We start from the raw sequence: 16,570 nt of genomic DNA on the forward strand, positions 1-16,570 counted from the left end.
TTGTGCCGCGATAGGGCTGCACAGCAGCCCCAGCTTTACTGCATCAACGCTGAAATCCTGGGGCTGCTGCGCAGCCCTATCGCGGCACAAGGCCGCTCCTACAGTTGTCGTGCAGCATATGTGGGAGCGGCGGTTCGCCGATGCGACTTGCTCCGCGATGGGTTTTACTGCGCGTTCAGCGCCTGCCCGTTCACATCCTTGCTGTCCGGCCCCATCAGGTACAGGTACACCGGCATGATGTCCTCGGGCAACGGGTTGTTCTGCGGATTCTCGCTCGGATAGGCCTGGGCGCGCATCGCCGTGCGTGTGGCGCCCGGGTTGATGCTGTTCGAGCGCACCGGCGCCACGCCTTCCAGTTCGTCGGCCAGGGTCTGCATCAGCCCCTCGGTGGCGAACTTCGACACCCCGTACGCACCCCAGTAGGCCCGGCCCTTGCGCCCGACGCTGCTGGAGGTGAACACCACCGAGGCGTCCTCCGACAGTTTGAGCAGCGGCAGCAGGGTGCTGGTGAGCATGAAGGTGGCGTCGACGTTGATGTGCATCACGCGCATGAAGTTGTCGCCCGACAGCTGCTCCAGCGGCGTGCGCGGGCCGATGATCGAGGCGTTGTTAAGCAGGCCGTCGAGGCGACCGAACTGCTCCTCGATCATCACCGCCAGTTCGTCGTACTGGTGGGGCAGGGCGGTTTCCAGGTTGAACGGGATCACCACTGGTTGCGGATGGCCGGCGGCCTCGATCTGGTCGTAGACCTCGTTGAGGTTGGCCTCGGTCTTGCCCAGCAGCAGCACGGTGGCGCCCAGGCCGGCGTAGGCCTTGGCGGCGGCGGCGCCGATGCCGCGGCCGGCGCCGGTGACCAGGATGATCCGGCCCTTGAGCAGGTCGGGGCGGGCGGTGTAGTCGAACATGGTTCTATCCTTCGAGTTCGTTGGCGCGACACTGGGCCCTGTGGGAGCGGGTTTACCCGCGAACTCGTTCGCTCAGGCCGCGATGTTGTCCGGGCTGGCGCATTCGCGGGTAAACCCGCTCCCACAAGGGCTGTGCTGTGGTTCAGATAGGTTTCAGCAGCCGCACAGCGCGCTGTCGATCACCTTGCGCAGTTCCAGCGGGTGGTCCACCACCACGTCGGCGCCCCAGTTGTTGGGGTTGTCCTCTGGATGAATATAGCCGTAGCGCACCGCCGCAGTGCGGGTGCCGGCGTCGCGGCCGGACTCGATGTCGCGCAGGTCGTCGCCGACGAACAGCACGCTGGCCGGGTCCAGGTCCAGGGTCTTGCACGCCAGGATCAGCGGCTCGGGATCGGGCTTGCTGTTCTTCACGTGGTCCGGGCAGATCAGCAGGGCCGAGCGCTCGGCCAGGCCCAGGCGCTGCATGATCGGCTCGGCGAAGCGCACCGGCTTGTTGGTGACCACGCCCCACAACAGGTTGCCTTTCTCGATGTCGGCCAGCAGCTCCGGCATGCCGTCGAACAGCTTGCTGTGCACCGCGCAGTCGCGCTGGTAGCGCTCGAGGAATTCCAGGCGCAGGGCCTCGAAGCCGTCGGCCTCGGGGTCCATGGCGAAGGTCGCGGCGACCATGGCGCGGGCGCCGCCGGAGATCACCTCGCGGATGCGCGCGTCGTCGATGGCCGGCAGGCCGCGGTCGGCGAGCATCGCCTGGCAGATGGCGATGAAGTCGGGCGCTGTGTCCAGCAGGGTGCCGTCCATGTCGAAGAGTACTGCTCGCAGGCGCATGCTCATTCCTCGCGCAGGGTCTGGATCATGTAGTTGACGTCGACGTCGTTGTTCAGCTTGTAGTGCTTGGTCAGCGGGTTGTAGGTCAGGCCGATGATGTCCTTGACCTCGAGGCCCGCGGCGCGGCTCCAGGCGCCCAGCTCGGAGGGGCGGATGAACTTCTTGAAGTCATGGGTGCCGCGCGGCAGCATCTTGAGGATGTACTCGGCGCCGATGATCGCCAGCAGGTAGGCCTTGGGGTTGCGGTTGATGGTCGAGAAGAACACCTGGCCGCCCGGCTTGACCATGCGGTAGCAGGCGCGGATCACCGACGAAGGATCGGGCACATGCTCGAGCATCTCCAGGCAGGTGACCACGTCGAACTGTTCAGGCATCTCCTCGGCCAGGGCCTCGGCGGTGATCTGCCGGTATTCCACCGCCACGCCGGACTCCAGCTGGTGCAGCTGGGCCACCGCCAGCGGCGCCTCGCCCATGTCGATGCCGGTCACGGTGGCGCCGCGCTGGGCCATCGCCTCGCTGAGGATGCCGCCGCCGCAGCCGACGTCCAGCACCTTCTTGCCGGCGAGGGCGACGCGCTCGTCGATCCAGTTGACCCGCAGCGGGTTGATGTCGTGCAGTGGCTTGAACTCGCTCTCGCGGTCCCACCAGCGGTGGGCCAGGGCTTCGAACTTGGCGATTTCGGCGTGGTCGACGTTGCTCATCTGAACAGTCCTCTGAAGCTTCTATGAAAGTGTCACGGGGCGCCAGCCATGGCTGGCGCCCGGTTATTCGTTGCGCCCGCCGATGCGGGCTCCCCAGGCGCGGGCATTGGCGGCCAGGGCTTGCTCGTCCATTCGCGTCAGGCGGCGGTCCAGCACCAGGGCGTGGCCGGCGACCCAGACGTCCTTCACGCAATCGCGGCCGGTGGCGTAGATCAGTTGCGAGACCGGGTCGTGCACCGGCTGCTGCGCCAGCCCCGACAGGTCGAAGGCCACCAGGTCGGCGGCCTTGCCCACTTCCAGCGAGCCGGTCGTCGCCTCCAGACCCAGCGCCCGGGCGCCGTTGAGCGTGGCCATGCGCAGCGCCCGGTGGGCGTCCAGGGCGGTGGCCGAGCCGGCGACGGCCTTGGCCAGCAGCGCGGCGGTACGGGTTTCGCCGAGCAGGTCGAGGTCGTTGTTGCTGGCGGCGCCGTCGGTGCCCACCGCCACGTTCACTCCGGCCTGCCACAGGCGCTCCACCGGACAGAAGCCGCTGGCCAGCTTGAGGTTGGATTCGGGGCAGTGGACCACGCTGGTGTTGCTTTCTACCAGCAGGGCCAGATCCTCGTCGCTGACCTGGGTCATGTGCACCGCCTGCAGGTTTGGCCCCAGCAGGCCCAGGCGGGCGAGGCGGGCCAGCGGGCGCTCGCCGTTGTCCTTGAGCGCCTGCTCGACTTCGCCGGCGGTCTCGTGGATATGCATGTGCAGCGGTGCGTCGAGCTGGTCGGCGATCACCCGGATCTTCTCCAGGTTCGCATCGCTGACCGTGTACGGCGCGTGCGGGCCGAGGGCGACGGTGATGCGCGGGTGGTGCCGCAGGTCGCCGAACAGCTCGATGGCCAGGTGCAGGCCCTCGTCCGGGGTGCGCGCGCCGGGGATCGGGAAGTCCAGCAACGGCACGGCGATCTGCGCGCGGATGCCGCTCTGGTGCACGCGGTCGCAGGCCTCGCGGGGGAAGAAGTACATGTCGGCAAAGCAGGTGATGCCGCCCTTGAGCTGCTCGGCAATGGCAAGGTCGGTGCCGTCGCGCACGAAGGCTTCATCCACCCAGCGGCCCTCGGCCGGCCAGATGTGTTCCTGCAGCCAGGTCATCAGCGGCAGGTCGTCGGCCAGGCCGCGGAACAGGGCCATGGCGGCGTGGCCGTGGGCGTTGACCAGTCCGGGCGTCAGCACGCAGTCGGGCAGCTCGCGTACCTCCCGGGCCATGGGCGCCCGCTCGCGGGGGCCGAGCCAGGCGATCCGGCCGTCCAGAACGCCCAGCGCATGGCCTTCGAGCACCACGCCGGCCGGCTCCACGGGGACCAGCCAGTCCGGCACAAGCAGCAGGTCGAGGAGGGGAGTGGCGGTGGGCATGCGCGGCATATACCTGGGTCGGTTCGGCTAAACGCGCAGTATACCCGAGCGTCCGCGGCTGAGGGTCGCTATAATCGCCGGCTTTTGATGCCAGGGCGACGGGGAGAGGCGATGCGCGAGCAACTGATGGCGGCGGAGACGGTGACGGGCATCGAGTGGCGCGACGGCGTGCTGTACCTGCTCGACCAGCGCCTGCTGCCGCTGGAACAGTGCTGGCTGGCCTGCACCGAGGCGGCCGAGGTGGCCGAGGCGATCAGCGACATGGCCGTGCGCGGTGCCCCGGCGATCGGCATCTGCGCCGCCTACGGCCTGGTGCTGGCGTTGCGCCGGAGACTGGCCGAGGGCGAAGGCTGGGAGGAATCCCTTGAGGAAGACTTCATGTTGCTGGGCGAGGCGCGTCCGACCCCGGCCAACCTGTTCTGGGCGCTCAATCGCATGCGCGAACGCCTGCAGCGCCTGCGTCCCGGCGAGGACGTGCTGGCGGTGATGGAGGCCGAGGCGGTGGCCATCCACGAAAGCGATCGCGAGGCCAACCTGACCATGGCCCAGTTCGGCGTCGAGCAGATCCGCCGCCATCAGGGCAGCGAACAGGCCCTGCTCACCCACGGCAACGCCGGCGCCTTGGCCACCGGTGGCTTCGGCACCGCCCTGGGGGTGATCCGCGCCGCGACCCTGGAGGGCATGGTCGAACAGGTCTACGCCTGCGAGTCGCGGCCCTGGCTGCAGGGCTCGCGCCTGACCGCCTGGGAGCTGGCCGCCGACGGCGTGCCGGTGACCGTGGTCGCCGACGCGGCCATGGGCCACCTGATGAAGACCAAGGGCATCACCTGGGTGGTGGTCGGTGCCGACTGCATCGCCGCCAATGGCGACGTGGCGGCGAAGATCGGCACCTACCAGATGGCGGTGACCGCCATGCACCATGGCCTGCGCTTCATGGTGGTGGCACCGAGCACCAGCATCGACCTGAACCTGGCCACCGGCGAGGACATTCCGCTGGAGACCCGTGGCGAGGAAGAGCTGCTGGAAGTGGCGGGCATCCAGGTGACGGCCGATGTCGAGGCCTACAATCCGGTGGTCGATGTCACGCCGGCGGACCTGATTGACGTGATCATTACCGAGAAGGGTGTGGTCGAGCGCCCGGATACGGCGAAAATCGCCCAGTTGATGTGTCGAAAGCGCCTCCATTGAGGCGTTTTTTCACCCGTTTGGATGGCACTGCAAGGCAACCTGCCACATCTCCCATGCGTCCCGTGTTTGTGATACCATCCGGCAGTTTCCAAGGCTGCTCTTTACGGCGGCCTTCATTGCGCAGATCCATGTCACAACTCATTGATTTGTCGTAAGTCGTCGCACCCTATATGCGCTGCGGCGGCGAGCTTCGTTCGTCCTTCGAGGGATCAGGCGAAGTTTCACCAGAAAAAGGAATCAGGCTTCTCATGGGCGAACTGGCCAAAGAAATCCTCCCGGTCAATATCGAAGACGAACTGAGACAGTCTTACCTCGACTACGCGATGAGCGTTATTGTCGGGCGAGCGCTGCCCGATGCGCGTGACGGCTTGAAGCCCGTGCATCGCCGCGTTCTGTATGCGATGAGCGAACTGGGCAACGACTGGAACAAGCCGTACAAGAAATCCGCCCGTGTGGTCGGTGACGTGATCGGTAAGTACCACCCGCACGGCGACACTGCCGTGTACGACACCATCGTGCGCATGGCCCAGCCCTTCTCGCTGCGCTACCTGCTGGTCGATGGCCAGGGCAACTTCGGTTCGGTGGACGGCGACAACGCCGCGGCCATGCGATACACCGAAGTGCGCATGTCCAAGCTGGCCCACGAGCTGCTGGCCGACCTGCACAAGGAAACCGTCGACTGGGTGCCCAACTACGACGGCACCGAGCAGATCCCGGCGGTCATGCCGACCAGGATCCCCAACCTGCTGGTCAACGGTTCCAGTGGTATCGCCGTGGGCATGGCCACCAACATCCCGCCGCACAACCTCGGCGAAGTGATCGATGGCTGCCTGGCGCTGATCGACAACTCCGACATCACGGTCGATGAGCTGATGCAGTTCATCCCGGGTCCGGACTTCCCCACCGCCGGCCAGATCAACGGTCGCCAGGGCATCATCGAGGCCTACCGCACCGGCCGTGGCCGCATCTATATGCGCGCCCGCTCCGAGATCGAGGACATCGACAAGGTCGGTGGCCGCCAGCAGATCGTCGTCACCGAGCTGCCGTACCAGCTGAACAAGGCGCGGCTGATCGAGAAGATCGCCGAGCTGGTCAAAGAGAAGAAGATCGAAGGCATCACCGAGCTGCGCGACGAGTCCGACAAGGACGGCATGCGCATCGTCATCGAGCTGCGTCGCGGCGAGGTGCCGGAGGTGGTGCTCAACAACCTCTACCAGCAGACCCAGCTGCAGAGCGTGTTCGGCATCAACATCGTCGCGCTGATCGACGGTCGCCCGCGCCTGCTGAACCTCAAGGACCTGCTCGAAGCGTTCGTTCGCCACCGTCGCGAAGTGGTCACCCGCCGCACCGTGTTCGAGCTGCGCAAGGCCCGCGAGCGTGGCCATATCCTCGAAGGTCAGGCGGTCGCGTTGTCCAACATCGACCCGGTCATCGCCCTGATCAAGGCCTCGCCGACGCCTTCCGAAGCCAAGGAAGCGCTGATCAGCACCGCCTGGGAATCCAGCGCGGTGCAGGTCATGGTCGAGCGCGCCGGTGCCGAGTCCTGCCGTCCGGAAGACCTGCCGGAGCAGTACGGCCTGCGTGAAGGCAAGTACTACCTGTCGCCGGAGCAGGCCCAGGCCATCCTTGAGCTGCGCCTGCACCGCCTGACCGGCCTGGAGCACGAGAAGCTGCTGGCCGAGTACCAGGAGATCCTCGAGCAGATCGGTGAGCTGATCCGCATCCTCAGCAGCGCCGAGCGCCTGATGGAAGTGATCCGCGAAGAACTCGAAGCGATCCGTGCCGAGTACGGCGATGCCCGCCGCACCGAGATCCTCAACGCCAGCCACGACCTCAACTACGGCGACATGATCCCGGAAGAAGAGCGCGTGGTGACCATCTCCCACGGTGGTTACGCCAAGACCCAGCCATTGTCCGCGTACCAGGCCCAACGCCGCGGCGGCAAGGGCAAGTCGGCCACCGGCGTCAAGGACGAGGACTACATCGAGCACCTGCTGGTCGCCAACAGCCACGCCACCCTGCTGCTGTTCTCCAGCAAGGGCAAGGTGTACTGGAAGAAGACCTACGAAATCCCCGAGGCCTCTCGCGCCGCCCGCGGTCGACCGCTGGTCAACCTGCTGCCGCTGGAGGAAGGTGAGCGCATCACCGCCATGCTGCAGATCGACCTGGAGGCGCTGCAGCAGCACGCAGATCCCGACGAGGAACTGGAAGACAGCGACGACAGCGTGATCGAAGGCGAGCTGGTGGAAGCCGAAGAGATCGACGAGGAAGACGGCGACACCCCTGAGTGGGCCGCCGAACCGACCGGCGCCTACATCTTCATGGCCACCGCCTCCGGCACCGTGAAGAAGACCCCGCTGGTGCAGTTCGCCCGTCCGCGCTCCAACGGCCTGATCGCCCTGAAGCTCAAGGAAGGTGACACCCTGATCGCCGCGGCCATCACCGACGGCGCCAAGGAAGTCATGATGTTCTCCGACGCCGGCAAGGTGATCCGCTTCGCCGAGAGCGTGGTCCGCGAAATGGGCCGTACCGCCCGTGGCGTGCGCGGCATGAAACTGGGCAAGGGTCAGCAGATCATCTCCATGCTGATCCCCGAGTCCGGCGCGCAGATCCTCACCGCCTCCGAGCGTGGCTTCGGCAAGCGCACCCCGCTGTCCAAGTTCCCGCGTCGCGGCCGTGGCGGCCAGGGCGTGATCGCCATGGGCACCAAGGGGCGCAACGGCTTGCTGATCGGCGCCATCCAGGTGCAGGAAGGCGAGGAGATCATGCTGATTTCCGACCAGGGCACCCTGGTGCGTACCCGGGTCGGCGAAGTGTCCAGCCTGAGCCGTAACACCCAGGGTGTGACGCTGATCAAGCTGGCCACCGACGAAACGCTGGTAGGCCTGGAGCGTGTCCAGGAGCCTTCCGAGGAAGAGCTCGACGATCTGGTCGAGACGGATGAGGAGGGCGCCCCGCTCGATGCGGCGGGCGAGGACAACGCCGGTGCCGAAGAGGCGCCTCAGGAATAACCGAAGCAACAACCCGAACGGGGCGACCAAGGTCGCCCCGTTTGACTGATAAGGGCCTGGCCCGATCCGCAGGTTGGTCGCATAACCTGTGGGAGCGGGTTTACCCGCGAAGAAGACACCGCGGTGCATGGCAAGGGCTTCGCCCTTGTTCGCGGGTAAACCCGCTCCCACAGGGTTTCCGCTGGCATCGAAGATTTACGATTTGTTCTATTTGGCAGAGCGAGAGTGGATGTGAGCAAACGAGCCTTTAACTTCTGCGCCGGCCCCGCCGCGCTTCCCGATGCTGTCCTGCAGCGTGCCCAGGCCGAAATGCTGGACTGGCACGGCAAGGGCCTGTCGGTGATGGAAATGAGCCATCGCAGCGACGACTACGTGGCCATTGCCGAAAAGGCCGAGCAGGACCTGCGCGACCTGCTGTCCGTCCCCTCCAACTACAAGGTGCTGTTCCTGCAGGGCGGCGCCAGCCAGCAGTTTGCCGAGATTCCGCTGAACCTGCTGCCGGAGAACGGCACCGCCGACTACATCGAGACCGGCATCTGGTCGAAGAAGGCCATCGAGGAAGCGCGTCGCTTCGGCAACGTCAACGTCGCCGCCAGCGCCAAGCCCTACGACTACCTGGCCATCCCGGGCCAGAACGAGTGGCAGCTGAGCAAGAACGCGGCCTACGTCCACTATGCGTCCAACGAGACCATCGGCGGCCTGCAGTTCGACTGGGTGCCCGGGACCGGCGACGTGCCGCTGGTGGTCGACATGTCCTCCGACATCCTCTCGCGTCCGACCGACGTGTCGCAGTTCGGCATGATCTACGCCGGCGCGCAGAAGAACATCGGCCCCAGCGGCCTGGTGGTGGTGATCGTCCGTGAAGACCTGCTGGGCCACGCCCGCAGCAGCTGCCCGACCATGCTCGACTACAAGATCGCGGCCGACAACGGTTCGATGTACAACACCCCGGCCACCTATTCCTGGTACCTTTCGGGCCTGGTGTTCGAATGGCTCAAGGAGCAGGGTGGCGTCGAGGCCATGGAGCAGCGCAACCGCGCCAAGAAGGACCGCCTGTACGGTTTCATCGACGCCAGCGAGTTCTACACCAACCCGATCAGCCACAACGCCCGTTCGTGGATGAACGTGCCGTTCCGCCTGGCCGACGAGCGCCTGGACAAGGCCTTCCTGGCCGGCGCCGACGCCCGTGGCCTGCTCAATCTCAAGGGGCACCGTTCGGTCGGCGGCATGCGCGCGTCGATCTACAACGCCCTGGGCCTGGAGGCCGTCGAGGCGCTGGTGCAGTACATGGCTGAATTCGAGAAGGAGCACGGCTGATGTCCGACCAGGAACTCAAGGCCCTGCGCGTGCGCATCGACAGCCTCGACGAGAAGATCCTCGAGCTGATCAGCGAGCGCGCCCGTTGCGCCCAGGAAGTGGCCAAGGTCAAGACCGCGTCGCTGGCCGAAGGCGAGGCGCCGGTGTTCTATCGCCCCGAGCGTGAAGCCGCGGTGCTCAAGCGCGTCATGGAGCGCAACAAGGGGCCGCTGGACAACGAAGAGATGGCGCGGTTGTTCCGCGAGATCATGTCCTCGTGCCTGGCCCTGGAAGAGCCGCTGAAAGTCGCCTATCTCGGCCCGGAAGGCACCTTCACCCAGGCGGCGGCCATGAAGCACTTCGGTCACGCCGTGGTCAGCCGTCCGATGGCGGCCATCGACGAGGTGTTCCGCGAAGTGGCGGCCGGTGCCGTCAACTTCGGCGTGGTGCCGGTGGAAAACTCCACCGAGGGCGCGGTCAGCCATACGCTGGACAGCTTCCTCGAGCACGACATGGTCATCTGCGGCGAGGTGGAGCTGCGTATCCACCACCACCTGCTGGTGGGCGAGAACACCAAGACCGACAGCATCACCCGCATCTACTCCCATGCCCAGTCGCTGGCCCAGTGCCGCAAGTGGCTGGATGCCCATTACCCGAACGTCGAGCGCGTGGCTGTCTCCAGCAACGCCGAGGCGGCCAAGCGGGTCAAGGGCGAGTGGAATTCGGCGGCGATCGCCGGTGACATGGCGGCCAACCTGTACGGGCTGACCCGTCTGGCCGAGAAGATCGAGGACCGCCCGGACAACTCCACGCGCTTCCTCATGATCGGCAGCCAGGAAGTGCCGCCGACCGGTGACGACAAGACCTCGATCATCGTTTCCATGAGCAACAAGCCGGGCGCGCTGCATGAACTGCTGGTACCGTTCCACGAGAACGGCATCGACCTGACGCGCATCGAGACCCGTCCGTCGCGCAGCGGCAAGTGGACCTACGTGTTCTTCATCGACTTCGTCGGCCATCACCGCGATCCGCTGATCAAGGCGGTGCTGGAGCAGATCAGCCAGGAGGCTGTGGCGCTGAAGGTGCTGGGGTCGTATCCGAAGGCGGTGCTCTGACGTATGTTTCAAGGTTCATCGCGGGCCTCGTGGGAGCGTGCTTGTCCCGCGATGGGCTTACAGGCTGTCTTGATTTCTGAACAGGGTTCGCACTCGTGGTTGATGCTGTAACAAACAAATCCGCACCGATTGTCGGTCGCCTGGTCGTGGTCGGTCTCGGCCTGATCGGCGGCTCCTTCGCCAAGGGGCTGCGTGAAAGCGGCCTGTGCCGCGAAGTGGTCGGCGTCGATCTGGATGCCGAGTCGCGCAAGCAGGCCGTGGTGCTGGGCGTGGTCGATCGTTGCGAGGCAGACCTCGCCGCCGCCTGTGTCGGCGCCGACGTCATCCAGCTGGCGGTGCCGATCCTGGCCATGGAGAAAGTCCTGGCCCGCCTCGCCCAGCTCGACCTGGGTGACGCGGTGATCACTGACGTGGGCAGTGCCAAGGGCAATGTCGTGCGCGCCGCTCGCGAAGCGTTCGCCGAGCGCCTGCCGCGCTTCGTGCCCGGACACCCGATCGCCGGTTCCGAGCAAAGTGGCGTGGAGGCTTCCAATGCCGCGTTGTTCCGTCGCCACAAGGTGATCCTCACGCCGCTGGCGGAAACCGATCCGCAAGCGCTGCACCTGGTCGATCGCCTCTGGCGCGCGCTGGACGCCGATGTCGAGCACATGCCGGTGGAGCGCCATGACGAAGTTCTGGCCGCCACCAGTCACCTGCCGCACCTGCTGGCCTTCGGCCTGGTCGATTCGCTGGCCAAGCGCAATGAAAACCTGGAGATCTTCCGGTACGCTGCGGGGGGCTTTCGCGATTTCACGAGAATCGCCGGCAGCGACCCGATCATGTGGCACGACATCTTCCTCGCCAACCGCGAGGCGGTCCTGCGCACTCTCGATACATTTCGCAGCGACCTCGACGCCTTGCGCGACGCGGTCGATGCTGGGGACGGGCACCAATTGCTGGGCGTGTTCACCCGCGCCCGGGTTGCCCGCGAGCATTTCAGTAAAATCCTGGCCCGCCGGGCCTATGTGGACGCTATGAACGCCAACGATCTGATTTTCCTGGCCCAACCGGGTGGCCGCGTGTCCGGACGGATCCGCGTACCTGGCGACAAGTCGATTTCCCACCGCTCGATCATGCTCGGCTCGCTGGCCGAAGGCACCACCGAGGTGGAAGGTTTCCTCGAGGGCGAGGACGCCCTGGCCACCTTGCAGGCCTTCCGTGACATGGGTGTGGTCATCGAAGGCCCGCACCACGGCCGCGTGACCATCCATGGCGTTGGCCTGCACGGCCTCAAGCCGCCACCCGGGCCGCTGTACGTCGGCAACTCCGGCACCTCGATGCGCCTGCTGTCCGGCCTGCTGGCGGCGCAGTCGTTCGACACCACCATGACCGGCGACGCCTCGCTGTCCAAGCGCCCGATGAACCGCGTGGCCAATCCGCTGCGCGAAATGGGCGCGGTGGTCGAGACGGGCCCTGAAGGGCGTCCGCCGCTGACCATTCGTGGCGGGCACAAGCTCAAGGCGCTGAACTACGCTCTGCCGATGGCCAGTGCCCAGGTCAAGTCCTGCCTGCTGCTGGCTGGCCTGTACGCCGAAGGCACCACCACCGTCACCGAGCCGGCGCCGACCCGTGATCACACCGAGCGCATGCTGCGCGGCTTCGGCTACGCGGTCGAGTCGAACGGTGCCGTGGCCTCCCTGCAGTCCGGCGGCAAGCTCACCGCCACCCGCATCGAAGTGCCGGCGGACATTTCCTCCTCAGCGTTCTTCCTGGTGGCGGCGTCCATCGCCGAAGGTTCCGAGCTGGTTCTGGAGCACGTCGGCATCAACCCGACCCGCACCGGCGTGATCGACATCCTGCGCCTGATGGGCGGCGACATCACCCTGGAGAACCAGCGTGAAGTCGGCGGCGAGCCGGTAGCCGACCTGCGCGTGCGCGGCGCCAAGCTCAAGGGCATTGATATTCCCGAGCACCTGGTGCCACTGGCCATCGACGAATTCCCGGTGCTGTTCGTCGCCGCCGCCTGCGCCGAAGGGCGCACCGTGCTGCGTGGCGCCGAAGAGCTGCGGGTCAAGGAGTCGGACCGCATCCAGGTGATGGCCGACGGCCTGATCGCCCTGGGCGTGAAGTGCGAGCCGACCCCGGACGGCATCATCATCGACGGCGGCCAGATCGGCGGCGGCGAAGTGCACGGTCACGGCGATCACCGCATCGCCATGGCCTTCAGCATCGCCTCGCTGCGCGCCAGCGCGCCGATCGTGATTCATGACTGCGCCAACGTCGCCACGTCGTTCCCCAACTTCCTGGCGCTGTGCAAGGAAGTCGGCATCCGCGTCGCCGAAGAGGGCAAGTCGTGAATTCCCAAGCACCGGTCATCACCATCGACGGGCCGAGCGGCTCGGGCAAGGGTACCGTGGCGGGCCTGCTGGCCCGCGAGCTGGGTTGGAAGCTGCTGGACTCCGGCGCGCTTTACCGCCTGCTGGCGTTCAACGCCAGCAACCATGGTGTCGACCTGACCAACGAAGAGCTGCTCAAGGCCCTGGCCGCCCATCTGGATGTGCAGTTCATCGCCGCCGAGCCGGGCAAGCTGCAGCAGATCATTCTCGAGGGCGAGGATGTCAGCCACGTCATCCGTACCGAGACCGTCGGCGCCGGCGCCTCGATGGTCGCCTCGCTGCCGGCCGTGCGCGAAGCGCTGCTGCAGCGCCAGCGCGCCTTCCGCGAGGCTCCGGGGTTGATCGCCGACGGTCGCGACATGGGTACCGTGGTGTTCCCCGACGCGCCGCTCAAGGTGTTCCTCACCGCCAGTGCCGAGGAGCGTGCCCGTCGCCGCTACCTGCAGTTGAAGGGCAAGGGTGAAGATGTTAGTCTGTCAAGTCTGCTAGATGAGATCCGTGCGCGCGATGAGCGTGACACCCAGCGCGCAGTGGCCCCGCTCAAGCCGGCGGCCGATGCCATTCAGCTGGATTCCACGGAGTTGTCCATCGAGCAGGTGCTGCAACGCATCAGAAGCGAGCTCGCCCTGCGCGACCTGGCCTGATGGAGAGGAGAGCGGGCAGGGGCACCAGTCAACGTCCTGTCAGCGCTTCTTAACTTAACGAAACCCACATTGTCTGGAATGTGGCTATGGGCGTCTTTTTCGCCCGAATCTACAGGAATTAAAATGAGCGAAAGCTTTGCAGAACTCTTTGAAGAAAGCCTGAAAACCCTCAATCTTCAGCCGGGTGCAATCATCACCGGTATCGTTGTCGACATCGACGGCGACTGGGTTACCGTACACGCTGGCCTGAAGTCCGAGGGTGTCATCCCGCTCGAGCAGTTCTACAACGAAACTGGCGAACTGACCATCAAGGTCGGTGACGAAGTTCACGTTGCGCTGGACGCGGTCGAAGACGGCTTCGGCGAAACCAAGCTGTCCCGTGAGAAAGCCAAGCGCGCCGAGTGCTGGATTGTTCTGGAAGCTGCTTTCGCTGCTGAAGAAGTGGTCAAGGGCGTTATCAACGGTAAGGTTAAAGGCGGCTTCACTGTCGACGTTAACGGCATCCGTGCGTTCCTGCCGGGCTCCCTGGTTGATGTCCGCCCAGTGCGCGACACCACCCACCTCGAAGGCAAAGAGCTGGAATTCAAGGTCATCAAGCTGGACCAGAAGCGCAACAACGTTGTCGTTTCCCGTCGCAGCGTCCTGGAAGCCGAAAACAGCGCCGAGCGCGAAGCTCTGCTGGAATCGCTGCAGGAAGGCCAGCAGGTCAAAGGTATCGTCAAGAACCTCACCGACTACGGTGCGTTCGTTGACCTGGGCGGCGTCGATGGTCTGCTGCACATCACCGACATGGCCTGGAAGCGTATCAAGCACCCGTCGGAGATCGTCAACGTTGGTGACGAGATCGACGTCAAGGTCCTGAAGTACGATCGCGAGCGCAACCGCGTTTCGCTGGGTCTGAAGCAACTGGGCGAAGACCCATGGGTTGCTATCAAAGCCCGTTACCCAGAGAGCACCCGCGTGACTGCTCGCGTCACCAACCTGACCGACTACGGCTGCTTCGCTGAGCTGGAAGAAGGCGTTGAAGGTCTGGTGCACGTTTCCGAAATGGACTGGACCAACAAGAACATCCACCCGTCGAAAGTCGTTCAGGTTGGCGACGAAGTGGAAGTCATGGTTCTGGACATCGACGAAGAGCGTCGTCGTATCTCCCTGGGTATCAAGCAGTGCAAATCGAACCCATGGGAAGACTTCTCCGGCCAGTTCAACAAGGGTGACAAGATCACCGGTACCATCAAGTCGATCACCGACTTCGGTATCTTCATCGGCCTGGACGGCGGCATCGACGGTCTGGTTCACCTGTCCGACATCTCCTGGAACGAAGCTGGCGAAGAAGCCGTGCGTCGCTTCAAGAAGGGCGACGAGCTGGAAACCGTCATCCTGTCGGTTGACCCAGAGCGCGAGCGCATCTCCCTGGGCATCAAGCAGCTGGAAGACGATCCGTTCTCCAACTTCGTTGCTGTCAACGACAAGGGCGCTATCGTCAAGGGTATCGTCAAGGAAGTTGACGCCAAGGGCGCTATCGTGACCCTGGCCGACGACATCGAAGCTACTCTGAAAGCTTCCGAAATCAGCCGTGACCGCGTTGAAGACGCCCGTAACGTGCTGAAGGAAGGCGAAGAGATCGAAGCCAAGATCATCAGCGTCGACCGCAAGTCCCGCGTTATCAGCCTGTCCATCAAATCGAAGGACGACGCTGAAGAGCGCGAAGCCATCCAGAGCCTGAAAAACGCTCCGGAAGCGGCTGCCGATACCACCATGGCTGCGCTGCTGCGCGAAGCAATGGCCAAGCAGAACTGAGTTCTGTTTGATCGGTAAAAAGGGCGACCCTCGGGTCGCCCTTTTTTGTGCCTGCGATTTGCCTGGTCGAGCAGAAGCAGATTGTTCCTACAGGGTTTGTAGATGTTTCTGGGCTCGTGAGCGGTGTACGAGCAGTAGGCTTTACCGCTCGCCGGCAAAGTCGCGCCGCAGTGCGCTCGCGTTCGTGTAGGGTGGGGATCGCCTGTGCTGCGGCTTATCTTGAATTTTTTTGTTTAGTCAAGAACCACCCTGTTCAAATCCGCCGGGGCGTGCTACAAACTGATTAAGCAATGATCTAGCTGCTTGATAACGAAGGGAAAAATATGACGAAGTCGGAGCTGATCGAACGTATTGTCACCCATCAGGGGCTGCTCTCGTCCAAGGACGTCGAGCTGGCCATCAAGACCATGCTCGAGCAGATGTCGCAGTGCCTGGCGACCGGGGATCGTATCGAAATCCGTGGCTTTGGCAGTTTTTCCCTGCACTACCGCGCACCGCGGGTAGGGCGCAATCCGAAGACCGGCCAGTCGGTCAGCCTCGAAGGCAAGTATGTGCCGCATTTCAAGCCCGGCAAGGAGCTGCGTGATCGGGTCAATGAAGATGAGCATGAGCACCCTTGAATGGAGGAACGGCCTGATGCGTAATCTAAAGCGCGCCCTGGTGGTGCTGTTCGTGCTGCTATTGGCGGCTGTGGTGCTGTTCTTTGTGCTGGAGAATCAGCAAGCTGTGTCTCTGGTTTTGTTCGGCTGGTCGGCACCCTCCATGCCGATTGCAGTGCTGGTGTTGGCGGCGTTGGTGGTGGGTTTGGCTATAGGGCCGTTGCTGGGGGTATTGGGATGGTGGCGCAGGGGGCGCAAAGTTATGCTATCCAGAAACTTGTAAAAATGGCATGCGCGATATCTAAGTGCCACCATGCTTCTGTTGGAAATAGTCTGCATTAGTACTTTCAATTCCTGCGCGTGGAACCCTGTTTCAACGCAGTACGGGCTAGTTCGTACAGGGCTAAGTTATGTCTATAGGTACCGCTCGAGAGGTGTGCGCGCGGCAGGGCATCTGATATTTCTGGTTGTGTTGTCACGCCGAACGCGAGGCATTGGCATCCCAGGCGGCTTGACGAAATGATCGGCTGCTTGTAGGGCCACTCAAGAAAAAGCAGTGCGCAAAGACATTGCGACAGCGAAAGGCTACCTTGGTTTCTCCCCCATTTGTCGAATCAATGGAACTAATCCGAGGGAGTGCTTTCATTATGTGATTGAAGCGCGAGAGTGAATCTGCGCTTGGTGTTGCGTAATTCCAGCTATGCTTGGCGGATGTGACAGGA

13 protein-coding genes are annotated in these 16,570 nt (G+C 64.3%); 9 read left to right on the forward strand and 4 right to left on the reverse strand.

From position 1 onward, the window contains the following. Positions 1-164: 164 nt before the first annotated feature. The 4 genes from PRtIB026_RS10250 to PRtIB026_RS10265 all read right to left on the reverse strand — a co-directional run bounded on the left by PRtIB026_RS10250 (position 165) and on the right by PRtIB026_RS10265 (position 3,820). A complete protein-coding gene (locus PRtIB026_RS10250; RefSeq protein ID WP_203647634.1) occupies positions 165-905 on the reverse strand; it encodes a YciK family oxidoreductase in 741 nt (246 codons plus the stop codon). Between the two features lie 153 nt (positions 906-1,058). Further along, positions 1,059-1,730: an N-acetylmuramic acid 6-phosphate phosphatase MupP gene (mupP, locus tag PRtIB026_RS10255; RefSeq protein WP_102684341.1), complete on the reverse strand. Its 672-nt coding sequence runs from the start codon at positions 1,728-1,730 to the stop codon at positions 1,059-1,061. Positions 1,731-1,732: 2 nt separating this feature from the next. Next, positions 1,733-2,431 carry a bifunctional 2-polyprenyl-6-hydroxyphenol methylase/3-demethylubiquinol 3-O-methyltransferase UbiG gene (gene ubiG / locus PRtIB026_RS10260; RefSeq protein WP_050704607.1) on the reverse strand — a complete coding sequence of 233 codons (699 nt, stop codon included), beginning with the start codon at positions 2,429-2,431 and terminating at the stop codon, positions 1,733-1,735. A 63-nt stretch (positions 2,432-2,494) separates the two neighbouring features. After that, complete coding sequence (locus PRtIB026_RS10265) at positions 2,495-3,820, reverse strand: TRZ/ATZ family hydrolase (protein ID WP_203647633.1); 1,326 nt, start codon at positions 3,818-3,820, stop codon at positions 2,495-2,497. Between the two features lie 111 nt (positions 3,821-3,931). Here PRtIB026_RS10265 and mtnA point away from each other — a divergent pair, with 111 nt between their 5' ends. From mtnA to PRtIB026_RS10310, 9 genes are all read left to right on the forward strand, one after another. Then, on the forward strand, positions 3,932-5,008 hold the full coding sequence (gene mtnA, locus PRtIB026_RS10270) for an S-methyl-5-thioribose-1-phosphate isomerase (RefSeq protein WP_203647632.1): 1,077 nt from the start codon (positions 3,932-3,934) through the stop codon (positions 5,006-5,008). 248 nt (positions 5,009-5,256) lie between these two features. Continuing rightward, positions 5,257-8,019 carry a DNA gyrase subunit A gene (gene gyrA / locus PRtIB026_RS10275; protein WP_203647631.1) on the forward strand — a complete coding sequence of 921 codons (2,763 nt, stop codon included), beginning with the start codon at positions 5,257-5,259 and terminating at the stop codon, positions 8,017-8,019. 231 nt (positions 8,020-8,250) lie between these two features. Beyond that, the gene (serC, locus tag PRtIB026_RS10280; RefSeq protein WP_203647630.1) at positions 8,251-9,336 is read left to right on the forward strand and encodes a 3-phosphoserine/phosphohydroxythreonine transaminase; all 1,086 of its coding nucleotides are present in this window, start codon (positions 8,251-8,253) and stop codon (positions 9,334-9,336) included. Continuing rightward, on the forward strand, positions 9,336-10,430 hold the full coding sequence (gene pheA, locus PRtIB026_RS10285; RefSeq protein WP_028690825.1) for a prephenate dehydratase: 1,095 nt from the start codon (positions 9,336-9,338) through the stop codon (positions 10,428-10,430). Before serC ends, pheA begins: the two co-directional genes overlap by 1 nt. Positions 10,431-10,558: 128 nt before the next feature. Further along, a complete protein-coding gene (locus PRtIB026_RS10290) occupies positions 10,559-12,766 on the forward strand; it encodes a bifunctional prephenate dehydrogenase/3-phosphoshikimate 1-carboxyvinyltransferase (RefSeq protein WP_232856451.1) in 2,208 nt (735 codons plus the stop codon). Beyond that, positions 12,763-13,449, forward strand: coding sequence for a (d)CMP kinase (gene cmk, locus PRtIB026_RS10295; protein ID WP_203647628.1), 687 nt, complete (start codon positions 12,763-12,765; stop codon positions 13,447-13,449). Before PRtIB026_RS10290 ends, cmk begins: the two co-directional genes overlap by 4 nt. Positions 13,450-13,572: 123 nt before the next feature. Then, positions 13,573-15,249, forward strand: coding sequence for a 30S ribosomal protein S1 (gene rpsA, locus PRtIB026_RS10300; protein WP_046856619.1), 1,677 nt, complete (start codon positions 13,573-13,575; stop codon positions 15,247-15,249). 323 nt (positions 15,250-15,572) lie between these two features. Beyond that, entirely contained in the window at positions 15,573-15,869 is a 297-nt protein-coding gene (ihfB, locus tag PRtIB026_RS10305) for an integration host factor subunit beta (protein ID WP_203647627.1), read from the forward strand. 16 nt (positions 15,870-15,885) lie between these two features. After that, positions 15,886-16,131 carry a lipopolysaccharide assembly protein LapA domain-containing protein gene (locus PRtIB026_RS10310; RefSeq protein WP_203652695.1) on the forward strand — a complete coding sequence of 82 codons (246 nt, stop codon included), beginning with the start codon at positions 15,886-15,888 and terminating at the stop codon, positions 16,129-16,131. The last annotated feature ends 439 nt before the right edge of the window (positions 16,132-16,570 follow it).

Origin of the sequence: Pseudomonas sp. RtIB026, from assembly GCF_016861355.2 — a bacterium.
GTDB lineage: Bacteria > Pseudomonadota > Gammaproteobacteria > Pseudomonadales > Pseudomonadaceae > Aquipseudomonas > Aquipseudomonas peradeniyensis.

Bases quoted from the DNA above. Each gene is read 5' to 3' on its own strand.
- PRtIB026_RS10250 (WP_203647634.1), bottom strand. From the start codon at position 905: ATGTTCGACTACACCGCCCGCCCCGACCTGCTCAAGGGCCGGATCATC.
- mupP (WP_102684341.1), bottom strand. From the start codon at position 1,730: ATGCGCCTGCGAGCAGTACTCTTCGACATGGACGGCACCCTGCTGGAC.
- ubiG (WP_050704607.1), bottom strand. From the start codon at position 2,431: ATGAGCAACGTCGACCACGCCGAAATCGCCAAGTTCGAAGCCCTGGCC.
- PRtIB026_RS10265 (WP_203647633.1), bottom strand. From the start codon at position 3,820: ATGCCCACCGCCACTCCCCTCCTCGACCTGCTGCTTGTGCCGGACTGG.
- mtnA (WP_203647632.1), top strand. From the start codon at position 3,932: ATGCGCGAGCAACTGATGGCGGCGGAGACGGTGACGGGCATCGAGTGG.
- gyrA (WP_203647631.1), top strand. From the start codon at position 5,257: ATGGGCGAACTGGCCAAAGAAATCCTCCCGGTCAATATCGAAGACGAA.
- pheA (WP_028690825.1), top strand. From the start codon at position 9,336: ATGTCCGACCAGGAACTCAAGGCCCTGCGCGTGCGCATCGACAGCCTC.
- rpsA (WP_046856619.1), top strand. From the start codon at position 13,573: ATGAGCGAAAGCTTTGCAGAACTCTTTGAAGAAAGCCTGAAAACCCTC.
- ihfB (WP_203647627.1), top strand. From the start codon at position 15,573: ATGACGAAGTCGGAGCTGATCGAACGTATTGTCACCCATCAGGGGCTG.
- PRtIB026_RS10310 (WP_203652695.1), top strand. From the start codon at position 15,886: ATGCGTAATCTAAAGCGCGCCCTGGTGGTGCTGTTCGTGCTGCTATTG.